Genomic DNA, 13419 nt, shown 5'->3' with positions numbered 1-13419 from the left:
GTGAAGTGGAGGTAAACTATGTCAATCCGCATCATTACCGACTCCGCATCCGATATTGCTCAAGGTTCTCAACAAGGCCTTGAGGTTGTTCCTCTGTCCATTACCTTTGGTGAAGGTGCAACTGCAAAAGTCTATTCTGACGGTGTCGATTTGACTCCGCAGCGTTTTTACGAGTTGCTGGTTGAAACGGATGCCTTGCCCAAGACAAGCCAGCCTGCCCCCGGTCTTTTTCGTGATGCGTATCTGGCAGCTCGCGAGGCCAATGATGATGTTGTAGTCATTACACTCGCATCTGGACTCTCAGGTACCTATCAGAGCGCTCAGCTAGCACTTTCCGAAATTGCAGCGAGCGATCCTGAGTATGCGGCGCGCGTGCATATCATTGATTCGGGTTCAGCCTGTGTGGGTCAGCGTGCGCTAGTAGAGTGGGCGCTGCGCATGGCTGGCGAAGGTATGAGCTGCGAGCAAATTGTCAAGGAGCTCGAGCTGCGCAAGCGCGATTTGCGCATTGTGGTATTGCTTGACACGCTTGAGTATCTGCGTCGCGGAGGCCGTCTTACAGGAGGCGCTGCTGCGGTGGGTACCCTGCTTTCTATCAAGCCCGTAGTTGAGGTTCGTGATGGCGTTGTAGGTATTTTGGGCAAAGCGCGCGGCTCCAAAAATGGCAAAAACCTGCTCAACCAAAAGATTGAAGAGGTGGGCGGTATCGATTACGAGCTGCCTATTAATGTGGGCTATGCCGGCACCTCTGCGCATCTTGCCGAGAAATACATCAATGACAACCATCACCTTTGGGAGGGTACTGCAAGCAAGCCGCCCGTTTGGCCTATGGGTGCCACTATTGGTACGCATGCTGGTCCTGGTGCTATTGCAGTGTCTTTCTTTGCCAAACGCGTATAGGCATAGCTTTGTACAGGCAATTTGATGGACGCAGACTTAAGGCAAGCACAGCAGAAAGCAAGACAAGCAGGACTCGAACTCACTAAAGGCGAATGTGGTTTGGTCTTAACTGACGGCACAATGGAGTTGAGTTGTGATTTTACGGCTCTGCTACCGCGTCTGCGACAGGATCGGCTGGCGCATGAATTATTGGTGCGAGCAGCGCGTATCAAAGGTGTTACACAAGCTGTAGTGATTGATGCCACAGCGGGTCTGGGTGAAGATTCGCTGCTTCTTGCTGCTGCCGGTTGTAAGGTTTTGCTTTTTGAAAGCGATGCAGTCATTGCGGCATTGTTGCGTGACGGTTTGCAACGAGCGGCGAATTTGCCTCAGTTGGCACCTGTTATTGCGCGTATGCAACTCTTTGAAGAAGACAGTATTGGCGCCTTGCCCGGCTGGGTAAACAAGGCAGATGTAGTGTATCTTGACCCAATGTTTCCAGGTCGTACCAAGTCAGCTGCAGTTAAGAAGAAATTCCAACTTTTACATCATCTTGAGCAGCCTTGCACTGATGAAGTAGCACTGTTATATGCGGCGCTTGCAGCAAACCCGCGTAAAGTGGTTATTAAGCGACCTATCAAGGCACCAACGCTTGCGGCTTCGCGTCCTAGTTACAGTCTTTCGGGTAAAGCGGTGCGCTTTGATGTAATTGTGCCGCCGCACACTTTGTCGCAATAAGGTGTCTCAAGCTATTAGAATATTCTGCATGATTAAGAGACTTAAAAAAACGGTTCCTGTGGCATTGCCTGTCATGTTGGGTTACTTGGCCATTGGTCTGCCGAGTGGCATTCTTGCGGCTCAGGTGGGCGTTCCGGCATGGGCTTGTTTTGTTGTGAGTGCAACGGTCTATTCAGGTGCGGGCCAGTTTATGTTTCCTAATATGGTGCTTGCAGGGGCAAGTCCGCTTGCAATTATTGCTTCGATTTCGCTAGTTAATACGCGCCAAGTACTTTATTCGGCAGCTTTTGCACCTTTTTTTCGTAAGGCGAGCAGGCTGCTTACGGTGATTTTTTCGGCCACGGTAACTGACGAAACGTTTGGTATCAATCTCGACAAGCTCTCACGCGTTGGTGAGGACTGGACTCCTCAAGATGCGTTGGCGATAAATCTTGAAAGTATGTTTTCTTGGGCGACGGCAAACTGTGTCGGTGCAATGGTCGGACCCTTGCTTGCATTGCCAACCGAGATTACCTCTTTTGCAATGACAAGTATTTTTATTTGTCTGTTGGTAGGTCAGCAAATGCGCATTGAGGCAGTAGTTGCGCTGGTAGTGGCTGTGTTGGGTGTTGCTGCCTGTAAACTTGTGGGATTGGGTGGGCTTGCAGTTTTTATCGGGGCATTGCTTGGCGTTATAGCGGGTACGGTGTATGGGGCGGTGAAATCATGAGTCCCTATGCGAGCTACCTTCTTATTTATGCGGGCGTTTTGCTTGAGATGCTCGTTTGTCGTGTGGCGCCTATTTTGTTGCTTAAAGGACGTACTCTGCCAGAGCGTGTTGAAGGGGCATTTTCATTGATACCAGTAGCCGCTTTTGCGGCGTTGGTGGCAAATGACCTTATCCAGCCCGATGTGTTGATGGGTGATCCCAAAGCAGGGATACTGCCTTTTGTGGCTGCGCTGCCAGTCATTCTTGTTGCAAAAAAGACGGGATCGCTCATTTGGAGTGCTGTTGTGGGTATGCTTGCCTATGCTGCCCTACTTTGGTTGGTGTGACGAAGCAGCCCAAATCTGTCAAACTAGTTATGTCTTATACCGCGAGGACGGGAGTACGATGTCGGAGTCTGCTTATGACCTTGAGGGTCTGGCGTGGAAGTTTCGCTCGATAGTAGGAGAAGAAGATGTTCTTCTCAATGAACCTATGAGTGAGCATACGACTTTCAAGATTGGTGGTCCCGCCGACCTGTACGTGATTCCTGAGGATGCGGCTGAACTTGCTGAGATTCTTGAGATTTGTCGCGAGCGAGAAGTGCCGTATTTTGTGTTAGGCAAGGGCTCTGATCTGCTTGTTGCTGATGAGGGTTATCGTGGCGTGATCATTGGTCTTGCGGATGGTCTGACAGGCGTTACTGCCGATGACGAGCTGTTGACCTGCGAGGCGGGTGTGCCTTTGCGTGAGGCGTCCGAGATGGCATGTGAATTGGGTCTGACAGGTCTTGAGTTTGCCTGTGGCATTCCAGGATCTGTGGGCGGTGCCTGCTTTATGAATGCTGGTGCCTATGATGGTTGTATTGCCGATGTACTGTCTTGCATCCGCGTAATTTTGCCAACAGGCGAGCAACAGACTCTTGGTATTGATGAGCTGGAAATGGGTTATCGTACCAGCCGCGTCAAGACGGACAATCTCGTGGTTGTAAGCGCGAGTTTTGCTCTACGTCGCGGAGATCCCGAAAAGATTCGCGCCAAGATGGATGACTTTACTCAGCGCCGTGAAGAAAAACAGCCGTTGGAATTGCCAAGCGCTGGTTCGACTTTCAAGCGTCCCGAGGGTTATTTTGCGGGTAAGTTGATTACCGATGCGGGACTTAAGGGCTACCAGTATGGTGGTGCAGGTGTATCGACCAAGCATGCTGGCTTTGTTGTCAATCTAGGTGGCGCAACTGCAGCCGATGTTCGTGCGGTGATTTCGCATGTCCAAGATGAGGTTGAGCGTCAGTTTGGCGTCCATATGGAACCTGAGGTCCGCTTTCTAGGCTAAGTGAGTGCTCGAATAGTTGAAGAAAACCTTCAAGCCAGTGCGCTAACAACACGCTACTCTTCTGTCTTGGCAGGCATAAGCACCTCTGATGTCGCTGTGACAAACTCAGTATGGATGTCATCAAGGGCAGCGAAAAGTGGTATAAGGGCGGCCATATCATCAGGTACATCACTCATTACAACAGCAATATAAGGTCCTTGGTCGGACCATACGATACCTGGCATCGACAGTGGCACTATATTCGTTGCCTGCGTCCGCTGGATACCAGCCCGTCTTACCCCAAGAGAGCTCAGGGCCTTCTAGCGCATCGTCAAGAGCCGAAACTTCGCGCTGCGACATTAAATACCCCAAGATATTAGCTGGGTCACTGTCCTGCTCCAAATAGCGATAGGTCTGTTGCCACATGGCAAGTAGCTGTTTGGGAGTGGTATTGGGATAGGAGGGCTTGGCATAATCGGCGAGTGTGTCATAGGCTCCTGCATCAACACCTGCTGCCGTAAGCCAAGCTTCGAAAGGCTCAGATCCATAGCGAAGGCGCAGCTGAGCATAGCTATTGTTGTCAGAGTAGCGCAACACATTGCTAACGGCCGCATCCAGCGCAGACTCCTTCACCTGTCCCGTCTCGACAAGTTGCTGGTAGAGGCCGGTGACATAGGGACCTTTGATACTGCTTGCAGGATAAAAAACTTCATCGGCGTGATAGATCAGCTGTCGTCCCGTCTGAATATCCAGCAGAACAATTCCAACGCTGTAACCGTCTTCTTCAAGCAGAGAAATCTCGTTGGCAAGATCGCCTATAGCTTCACTCTTTAGAAGTGCAGTTGCTTTGGGATTTTGTAGATAGGATTGACCATGTTCGTCAAAGAAAAGAGGTAGGAGACTTGCAGTATTTGCAAATGGCTCGATCTCATCTAGTGCCGTTGTATCAGACCTGCCCTTATACTAGAAGTGCTATAGGCAGATGAGCCTTCGGAATGCGAAAGAGTTGAAGCTACAGGTTCTGCTTTGCCTCTGACATGGGTCCCTTGGGAAGTGGCAACTACGAGCACGCCCACCCCTGCAAGGGCAGTAGTAAGTATTGCCAAGCCCAAGTGCCGGACTTGGCATACGAGCCTTTGAACCGCCGATATGTCCTGCTCTTCGTGCATAGAGTCTAATTTTTGAGCGAGTTAAGAGGAGCGGGGAAACGACCACCGCGATGTGCAAGTACTGTGCCTGCATGTGGATTGACATGCATGACTGGTGCAGATCCAAAGAGGCCACCGTATTCCAGTATGTCGCCTTCCTTATGACCAATCGCGGGAATTAGACGGACAGCGGTGGTTTTGTTGTTGATAACGCCGATGGCCATCTCATCTGCGATGATACCAGCAATGGTTTCTACTGGCGTGTCGCCCGGAATTGCAATCATATCTAGACCGACCGAGCAGACGCAGGTCATGGCCTCAAGCTTTTCTAGCGACAAGGCTCCCGCCTCGGCAGCAGCAATCATGCCCATATCTTCAGAGACGGGGATAAAAGCACCCGACAGTCCGCCTACGCTGGAGCTTGCCATCACGCCACCTTTTTTGACGCAATCGTTAAGCAGAGCAAGCGCGCACGTAGTGCCAGGGCCTCCACAGGTACCAACACCGATGGTTTCCAAGATGCGTGCAACCGAATCGCCTGCAGCAGGAGTGGGCGCTAGCGATAAATCGACAATGCCTTTTGCGACACCTAGGCGACGTGCTGCTTCGCGACTCATCAGCTCTCCGGCGCGGGTAATCTTGAAAGCAGTACGTTTGATTTCTTCAGCGACGTCCATCAAATCGGCATCCCTAGGCAGGCGCTCCAGCGCTGCTGCCATAACGCCGGGACCGGAAACGCCTACATTGATGACAGCATCTGCTTCACCAGTACCATGTACAGCGCCTGCCATAAAAGGAGAATCCTCAACCATATTGGCAAAGACAACCAGTTTTGCCGCGCCGTAACAGTTGGTATCAGTGGTTAGGCGTGCCGCATCAATCATCTTTTGTGCCATGAGCAGAACGGCATCCATGTTGATGCCAGCACGCAAGCTTGCAACGTTGACTGAAGAACACACACGTGTGGTTGATGCCAGTGCTTCAGGGATTGAATCAATGAGTTTACGATCGGCGGCACCCATGCCCTTGTGCACCAAAGCAGAAAAGCCGCCCATAAAGTCAATGCCCAGAGTTTCTGCGGCGCGATCCATTGCATGCGCGAGTGGCGAAAAATCATTGTCCGCACAACCTGCTGCTACCTGCGCAATCGGCGTAACAGAGACGCGTTTGTTGGCAATAGGAATGCCATACTCACGCTCGAGTTGCTCGGCTACAGGTACTAGTTGCTCGGCAGTCTGGGTGATGCGGTCATACACCTTGGTCGCCATGCGATCCATATTTTCGTCTGCACAGCCCAAAAGAGAGATGCCCATGGTGATAGTACGTAGGTCAAGGTGCTGTTCGGCAACCATGCTTCGGGTCTCGGCGACCTCTTCGGGGGTAATCGACACGTGTGCCTCCTCGAAAAAATGCCTGCAGCTGGATGGTTCTGCTTACAGACAACCCAAATTTTCTCTGCTCGTCGCTTGCACCTTGTATCGGATGACTTTGCGACTAGCTTTCACATTATGACGCGTCTGCAAAGCTTCTGCCGTCTACAGAATTACTGGGCGGTGAAAGGCAGACGGAAGTGGCGGGGCATGAGACACTATATGGGGCAGCATACGTTGTGCAGCAGGAGGTAGGCGATGAGTTCAAAGCCGCATAGCAGAGCAAAAAACGGAAATCATAATTCCCGCAGGCCAATTTGGAATTGGCTCAGCATTGCGGCAGGGGTTTTGCTTTTGCTCATCGTGGTAATTAAGCTTGTTGGTGGTGCTGTAAGTCTTGGCGCGAGTGCGGCAGCTAAGCTTTTTGAGGGTGAGCAAATGCCCATCGTGGGCGATCTCGATGTGCAGCCTGAAAAAAAGAAGGATCAGGTCACCATTAATTTGCTGGCTTCGGGCGATGTGGTTGTGCATGGTCCCGTAATCAAAAGTGGGCAAAAGTCTGACGGTAGCTATAACTATGACCATCTGTGGAAGCATGTGACCAAGGAAGTAAGGGCCGCCGACCTTGCGTTGATTAGTCAAGAGACAGTTTTGGGTGGCAAGGACTTTGGATATTCGGGCTATCCTGCCTTTAATGGACCTACAGAAATTGGTGATTCCGAGGTCAAAGCAGGTTGGGACGTGATGGTTAAGGCCTCTAACCACGTGCTGGATATGGGTGCAGATGGCGTAAGCGCAGAGCTTGCGTTTTGGCGCACGCAACATCCCAAGACAGCTATCATTGGCATGGCAGATAGTAAGGAAAGCTACGACAGTATTTACGTCTACGAAAAAGATGACTTCCGCGTGGCATTTTTGAATTATACCTACGGCACCAATGGCATTCCCATTCCTGAATCCAACCCCTATGCCACACATCTCTTTGATGATGATGCGATTCGTGCGGATGTGGCCCGAGCAAAAAAGATGGCTGATCTCGTGGTGGTTTGGCCTCATTGGGGCACCGAATATCAAGCAACTCCCGATGAGTTTCAGCAGCATTATGCCCAGCTATTTAATGAAATTGGCGTTGATGTAGTGATTGGTTCTCATCCGCATACCATCGGTCCTGTGGATATGATGACCAATGAATCGGGTCATAAAATGCTGATTTTTTATTCATTAGGCAACTTCATGTCCAATCAGATAGAAGGCACGATGACTTCGCTTGGCGGGCAGGTCAAGGTAAAGCTCGTAAAAGATAAAGATGGCGCGCGGGTAACAAATTGGGAGTTTGATCCAGTGGTAACCCAGCGTGCTAAAGGTACGGGTTTTAGTGTGTATAAGCTTTCCGATTACACCGATAAGCTAGCAAAGAAAAACTTAACAAGTATCACTCTTGAGAGCTGTCATAAGTACTGTGAGGATGTTTTGGGTTCCGAGTATGATCGTAAGAGTTGCAGTCTCAAAGGCAAACTCTAAGAGGGCAACCCGCTGCGGGATATATGAGATGAGATTTGTCAGCTGCATTGCTTGGCACCATTCGCAAAAAAATATGGCGAGTCTGTGGCAGTCTACAAACTGCGAGATTTTTGACACACTCTGAGTAATAATTCACACGCTGTGTAATTTGCACACTATGAGTAATAGGTTCTTCTTGTCAAAAGGAGTTCTATGTCACAGACGCTGACTATGCCGTTCGCGGCTGGAGTAGCCACCCGTTTGCCCGCGGCTTCAGGTGACCCGCGCACTCAACGTACGCGCTTGGCGTTGCGTGATGCCCTTGCTACAGAAATTGTTTCAACGGGTGACTTATCTCAGATTACGGTTAAAGCAGTTACTGACCGTGCTGGAGTGACTCGCCGTACGTTTTATTCTCACTTTCGTGACATTCCCGATTTGGTTGCTCAGATTGAGGGTGAGACCCTCTCGGATTTGCGTCCACTGATGGAAGATATTGCGGCAGTGCATTTGGATGAGCTGGAAGTGGCACTTGCGGCGCAGGAGGCTTGTCCGGGCACCGTGGCTTTATTGAGCTATTTTCGTGACCGCGCGAGCTATCTGTCGGCATTGCTTGGTGATGGGGGAGATCCTGCATTTGCTGAGCGCATGAAGGTGGTTGCTCGCCATGCTATTGAAAAGCGCGCTCAAGAAGGTCTTGACTTGAGTGTTTTTGGTGCCTTTTTTGACTACTACCTAACTTATGCCATCTCGGCGGAGACGGGCGTGCTGGTGCGTTGGCTTACAACTGGCACTCATGAAAGTGTTGAATTGATGGCACGCGTGATGACTTCGCTCATGTTTGTGCGTCCCGGCGATCTGTATGGCAAAACTATCGATTTTGATGTACCAGCGTTTGGACTTTCGCTGCTTGCGAGCTTTATGGGTCAGGATTAGGAGAAAATCATGACTAACACTACTTCTAGCAATCGCGTACAGGCGGCTGCAAAAGAGCCGCTTGAGCTTGTGCAGCACGATGCTGAACTCGTTCCGCGCAAAGCAGACTTATCGCATGCTCGCCTGCGTCTAGGTATTGACGTTGGTTCAACAACGGTCAAGCTTGCGGTGGTAGATAGCCAAAATCACTTGGTGTATGCCAACTACGAGCGTCATCATACCGATGTTAAGGCGACAGCTCGCGCCTTGTTTGCTCGCGCGCGCAAGACCGTAGGCGATGTGCCTATGCGTGTTGCTATTACGGGCTCGGGTGGTATGTTGCTGGCTGAGTGGCTTGACTTGGAGTTTGTCCAAGAAGTTATTGCTTCCAAGCGTGCAGTTGAGACGTTGATTCCCCAGACTGACTGTGCTATTGAGCTTGGTGGCGAGGATGCAAAGATTATTTTCTTTGATAATGGCATTGAGCAGCGCATGAATGGTACCTGCGCTGGTGGTACGGGCGCCTTTATCGACCAGATGGCATCGCTTTTGGAGACTGACGCACCTGGTCTCAACGAGCTGGCAAAGTCGGCAACGCATATTTATCCTATCGCTAGCCGCTGTGGTGTTTTTGCCAAGTCTGACGTTCAACCCCTGCTTAACGAGGGTGCTCCTCGTGAGGATATTGCGGCGTCAGTCTTTCAAGCTGTGGCAAATCAGACGGTTTCTGGTCTTGCCTGCGGACACCCCATTCGTGGTTATGTTGCCTTCCTCGGCGGTCCTCTGCAGTACCTCTCCGAGCTGCGTCATCGTTTTTATGAGACCTTACATCTTGATGAAGAGCACCGTGTGTTGCCCGAAAATGCTCACCTCTTTGTTGCAACGGGTGCTGCGATGGCAGGTGAGTCTGACAAGCAGGTCAGTTTTGCGCAGGTTATCGATGCGCTTGATAATCTGGGTGATACTCAGGGCTCTGAGGTCGAGCGTCTCGATCCGCTTTTTGCAACTGAGCAGGACTATCAGGAATTTAAAGTTCGCCATGACGAGCAGGTCGTACCTAAGGGTAGCCTTGAGGGTTATCAGGGGCGTGTCTTTATCGGCATTGATGCGGGTTCAACCACTATCAAAGCTGCAGTTGTTGGTGAGAGTGGCGAGCTGCTTTGGACATGGTATGGCAATAACAACGGTGACGTTGTAGGCATGGCACGCAAAATCATGGATATGATTTACGACCAGTTGCCCGAGGGTTGTACTATCGGCCATGTTACAACTACAGGTTATGGCGAGGGAATTTTGCAAGCAGCCCTTGGCGCGGATTCGGGTGAAGTCGAAACAGTTGCTCATCTTCGTGGTGCCAAAGCATTTGTCCCCGATGTCGACTTTATTCTCGATATTGGTGGCCAGGATATGAAGTGCTTGCAGATCAAAGATGGTGTTATTGAGCATATCAGCCTAAACGAGGCGTGTTCTTCGGGCTGTGGTTCTTTTATTGCAACCTTTGCCGACTCGATGAACATGAGTGTGCAGGACTTTGCCAAGGCGGCAGTTCGTGGTACTGCTCCTGTTGACTTGGGTTCACGTTGCACCGTCTTTATGAACTCCCGTGTCAAGCAGGCCCAAAAAGAGGGTGCCACCATTGGTGACGTTGCGGCAGGACTGTCCTATTCGGTCATCAAGAATGCCCTTTTTAAGGTCATCAAGCTGCGTGATTACGACGAGGTTGGCAAATATATCGTCGTTCAAGGTGGCACGTTTATGAGTGATGCGACTCTGCGTGCGTTTGAGCTGCTGACTGGTCGCGATGTTATTCGTCCTGACATTGCAGGTGTGATGGGCGCCTTTGGCGCTGCTCTGCTTGCCCGCGATCGTGCAGGTCAGGATGGCATTTCGAGCATTTTGCCGCGTGAAGAGATTGACGCTTTGAAGGTTAGGCACACCAATGTGCATTGCGGCCTTTGTGCCAATAACTGCTTGTTGACAGTTAATAGCTTTGGTAAGGGTCGCAAGTTCATTACAGGCAATCGTTGCGAGCGTGGCGCAGGCAAAGTTAAGAAAGAAAAGACTCTCGAGCCTGCACCAAACCTCTTTGCTTTCAAAAACAAGCTCCTCTTTGAGCGTGAGACGTTACCTGCTGAGATGGCTCCTCGTGGTACCGTGGGTATTCCACGCGCGCTCAATATGTATGAGAATTTCCCCTTCTGGCATGAGTTCTTTACACGCTTGGGCTTCTCGGTTGTGCTTTCCGATCAGACCAACAAAAACACCTATGAGGTGGGTATTGAGTCGATGCCATCTGAGTCGGTGTGCTATCCCGCCAAACTTAGTCATGGCCACATCATGAACTTGCTGGCCAAGGACCCTGATTTCATCTGGATGCCCTGTATTCGTTGGGAGCGTCAGGAAGATGAACATTCGACCAACCACTATAATTGCCCGATTGTTATGAGCTATCCGCAGAGTCTTGAGCTCAATGTAGATGAGCTTTCTGACCCGTCGATCGAATATATGGCGCCTTTCATTCCTTATGATAACAAGCGCGAGCTCAAGCGTCGTCTGTATGAGTTGGTTTCAATTCAGCGTGAGGCTGATGCCAAGCAGGGCAAGGGTCGCTTTAAGGGCGAGCATATCACTCGTGCTGAGATTGATGACGCTGTTAATGCTGCTTGGGATGCCGACCTTGAGTTTAAGGCGCAGATGCGTCGCAAAGGTGACGAGACTCTTGCCTGGATTGAGAAGACTGGTCGCCATGGCATCGTTGTTGCGGGCCGTCCGTACCATAACGATCCAGAGATCAACCATGCTATTCCTGAGCTAATTTCTGGTTTTGGTTTTGCAGTGCTCACTGAGGATTCCGTTGCACACAAGATGGAAATTGAGCGCCCGATTCGTGTTGTTGACCAGTGGACCTATCATAGCCGCCTGTATCGCGCGGCTCGTTTTGTTGCATCACGCAATGATTTGGATCTTGTGCAGCTGCAGAGCTTTGGTTGTGGCTTGGATGCTCTGACCACCGATGAGGTGCAAGAGATCCTGGAAGGCTCGGGTAAGATTTACACCAACCTTAAGATCGACCAGGTGTCCAATCTTGGTGCAGTGCGTATCCGTATTCGTTCGTTGATGGCAGCTCTGCGCGAGCAAGAAGCTGAGCTCAGACGTCAGACAGTTGCAGGACTGGTTCAGGAAGAGCAGCCTCAGGATGTCTACATGGCAGATGGCTCTTTAGAGCACGCACGTGCAACGGATCTTTCTCGTCGCAATCCCGTCTATCGCAAGGCGACTTCTGCAGCCTTTAAAAAGGTTCGCTTCACCAAGGAGATGGCTCAGCAGGGCTACACCATCTTGGCACCGCAGATGAGTCCCATTCACTTTGATTTGATTGAGCCATTGCTGCATGACGCTGGTTTGAACCTCGTGCTGTTACCCTCCGTTGACCATGGTGCCGTTGAAACTGGCTTGAAGTATGTCAACAATGATATTTGCTATCCATCGATTTTGACCGTAGGTCAGCTGATGGAAGCCGTTCTTTCTGGCAAATATGACCTTAACCGCACGGCACTGCTTATCAGCCAGACAGGTGGCGGCTGCCGCGCTACCAACTACATTGCGTTAATTCGCAAGGCGCTCAAAGATTCTGGTCATGAGAATATTCCAGTTATTTCACTGGCGATGGCAGGTGGCTTGGATGAGGATAATCCTGGCTTTGATGTGCTCAAGCCCAAGTTCTTGATGCGTGCGGTGTATATCTTGCTGTATGGCGACCTGTTGATGCAGCTGCTATATCGTGTGCGTCCATATGAGGCTGAGCGTGGTGCTGCTGATCGCCTATATGCGAGCTTTAATAGTCGTGCTCGCGTGCAGTTGGTGCACTGCAGCCGCAAGGAATTCTTCCGTCTGTGTAGCGATACGATTGAAGCTTTTGATGCATTGACGCTGGTCAATGACCGTAGCAAACCTCGTGTCGGTGTGGTCGGTGAGATTTTAGTTAAGTTCCATCCTACGGCCAATAATGAGTTGGTTAGAGTTATTGAGGAGGAAGGTTGCGAAGCCAACGTGCCAGGTTTGGTGGACTTCTTCCTGTATGGCTTTGCGAATCCCATTACTGGCCGTCATGAGCTAGGTTCGTCTGCAGTGACGCGCGCGGTGCATGGCACTGGTATCAAGCTCATTGAAAGTATTCGCGGATCCATTGACAAGATGCTTATTAAGTCCGAGCGCTTCGAGCCCTACGAGCCAATCATGTCTCTGGCCGAAAAAGCCGGTCGAGTAGTCTCGCTCTGCAACAATATGGGCGAGGGCTGGTTGTTGACTGCCGAGATGATTGACTTGATTGAGCACGGTACGCCTAATATTGTGTGTGCGCAGCCTTTTGCTTGTCTTCCCAACCATGTAGTAGGCAAGTCAGTTATCAAGCGTTTGCGCCAGATGCATCCAGAATCCAATATCGTCGCGGTCGATTATGACCCTGGCGCGTCTGAGGTCAATCAGCTTAACCGTATTAAGCTGATGATTTCAGTTGCCAAGGAAAACTTCAAAGAAAATGGTGGCTTCAAGCTGCAAAACGATGACGATCCAACCGAGCGTCAGGATTGGCCAGTCTTTGAGGAGCATTGCCGCCCTGGTCAGTTGGATGACTCAATTGTGAATGAAGGCGGTAGCTGCAGCACTGATATGGGTCAGGGGGAAAGTCATTTCTCGCTACATCTGACTGATGAGCAGCTGGCAGAAATTGAGCGCGCTAAGGTTGAGACCGGCGTGAAGTAGGTGAAGCGAGCTGTTGGTGATGACAGCTGGTCGACCTGTGCAAGCTTAAACGACCTTTGCAAGCTTGAATTAGGATTGCTTGCTGCTACGTCCTGCTTGGTATTATCTCCAG

10 protein-coding genes and 1 pseudogene are annotated in these 13419 nt (G+C 50.7%); 8 read left to right on the top strand and 3 right to left on the bottom strand.

The annotated features are described in order from the left end of the window. Nucleotides 1-18 precede the first annotated feature (18 nt). The 5 genes from HMPREF9069_RS00330 to murB are packed head-to-tail and all read left to right on the top strand — an operon-like array spanning nt 19 to nt 3634. Nucleotides 19-900, top strand: coding sequence for a DegV family protein (locus HMPREF9069_RS00330; protein ID WP_021625078.1), 882 nt, complete (start codon nt 19-21; stop codon nt 898-900). 24 nt (nt 901-924) lie between these two features. Beyond that, nucleotides 925-1617: a class I SAM-dependent methyltransferase gene (locus HMPREF9069_RS00325; protein ID WP_021625077.1), complete on the top strand. Its 693-nt coding sequence runs from the start codon at nt 925-927 to the stop codon at nt 1615-1617. 28 nt (nt 1618-1645) lie between these two features. After that, nucleotides 1646-2326 (top strand): AzlC family ABC transporter permease, encoded by a 681-nt coding sequence (locus tag HMPREF9069_RS00320; RefSeq protein WP_021625076.1) that lies wholly within the window; start codon nt 1646-1648, stop codon nt 2324-2326. Further along, nucleotides 2323-2652 carry an AzlD domain-containing protein gene (locus HMPREF9069_RS00315; protein ID WP_021625075.1) on the top strand — a complete coding sequence of 110 codons (330 nt, stop codon included), beginning with the start codon at nt 2323-2325 and terminating at the stop codon, nt 2650-2652. The genes HMPREF9069_RS00320 and HMPREF9069_RS00315 overlap by 4 nt, the downstream gene beginning before the upstream one ends. A gap of 58 nt (nt 2653-2710) precedes the next feature. Next, complete coding sequence (gene murB / locus HMPREF9069_RS00310) at nt 2711-3634, top strand: UDP-N-acetylmuramate dehydrogenase (protein WP_035437815.1); 924 nt, start codon at nt 2711-2713, stop codon at nt 3632-3634. 168 nt (nt 3635-3802) lie between these two features. Here the strand turns inward: murB and HMPREF9069_RS00305 are convergent, their stop codons facing one another. From HMPREF9069_RS00305 to HMPREF9069_RS00300, 3 genes and pseudogenes are all read right to left on the bottom strand, one after another. Continuing rightward, a complete protein-coding gene (locus HMPREF9069_RS00305) occupies nt 3803-4246 on the bottom strand; it encodes a serine hydrolase (protein ID WP_021625072.1) in 444 nt (147 codons plus the stop codon). A gap of 21 nt (nt 4247-4267) precedes the next feature. Then, nucleotides 4268-4405: pseudogene (locus HMPREF9069_RS09850) on the bottom strand (serine hydrolase); the annotation flags it as partial. 382 nt (nt 4406-4787) lie between these two features. Further along, nucleotides 4788-6152, bottom strand: coding sequence for a PFL family protein (locus HMPREF9069_RS00300; RefSeq protein ID WP_035437813.1), 1365 nt, complete (start codon nt 6150-6152; stop codon nt 4788-4790). A 237-nt stretch (nt 6153-6389) separates the two neighbouring features. Between HMPREF9069_RS00300 and HMPREF9069_RS00295 the strand changes: the two genes are divergently transcribed. From HMPREF9069_RS00295 to HMPREF9069_RS00285, 3 genes are all read left to right on the top strand, one after another. After that, complete coding sequence (locus tag HMPREF9069_RS00295; RefSeq protein ID WP_021625068.1) at nt 6390-7652, top strand: CapA family protein; 1263 nt, start codon at nt 6390-6392, stop codon at nt 7650-7652. Between the two features lie 192 nt (nt 7653-7844). Then, nucleotides 7845-8567, top strand: coding sequence for a TetR/AcrR family transcriptional regulator (locus HMPREF9069_RS00290; RefSeq protein WP_021625067.1), 723 nt, complete (start codon nt 7845-7847; stop codon nt 8565-8567). Nucleotides 8568-8576: 9 nt separating this feature from the next. Then, a complete protein-coding gene (locus HMPREF9069_RS00285) occupies nt 8577-13307 on the top strand; it encodes a 2-hydroxyacyl-CoA dehydratase (RefSeq protein WP_021625066.1) in 4731 nt (1576 codons plus the stop codon). Nucleotides 13308-13419: the final 112 nt, after the last annotated feature.

Origin of the sequence: Atopobium sp. oral taxon 810 str. F0209 (assembly GCF_000466405.1) — a bacterium.
GTDB lineage: Bacteria > Actinomycetota > Coriobacteriia > Coriobacteriales > Atopobiaceae > Olegusella.
Note: the sequence above shows the minus strand (reverse complement) of the source record. Positions and strands in the feature narration are given on the sequence as shown.

Bases quoted from the DNA above. Each gene is read 5' to 3' on its own strand.
- HMPREF9069_RS00330 (WP_021625078.1), top strand. From the start codon at position 19: ATGTCAATCCGCATCATTACCGACTCCGCATCCGATATTGCTCAAGGT.
- HMPREF9069_RS00315 (WP_021625075.1), top strand. From the start codon at position 2,323: ATGAGTCCCTATGCGAGCTACCTTCTTATTTATGCGGGCGTTTTGCTT.
- HMPREF9069_RS00295 (WP_021625068.1), top strand. From the start codon at position 6,390: ATGAGTTCAAAGCCGCATAGCAGAGCAAAAAACGGAAATCATAATTCC.
- HMPREF9069_RS00320 (WP_021625076.1), top strand. From the start codon at position 1,646: ATGATTAAGAGACTTAAAAAAACGGTTCCTGTGGCATTGCCTGTCATG.
- HMPREF9069_RS00285 (WP_021625066.1), top strand. From the start codon at position 8,577: ATGACTAACACTACTTCTAGCAATCGCGTACAGGCGGCTGCAAAAGAG.
- HMPREF9069_RS00290 (WP_021625067.1), top strand. From the start codon at position 7,845: ATGTCACAGACGCTGACTATGCCGTTCGCGGCTGGAGTAGCCACCCGT.
- HMPREF9069_RS00325 (WP_021625077.1), top strand. From the start codon at position 925: ATGGACGCAGACTTAAGGCAAGCACAGCAGAAAGCAAGACAAGCAGGA.
- murB (WP_035437815.1), top strand. From the start codon at position 2,711: ATGTCGGAGTCTGCTTATGACCTTGAGGGTCTGGCGTGGAAGTTTCGC.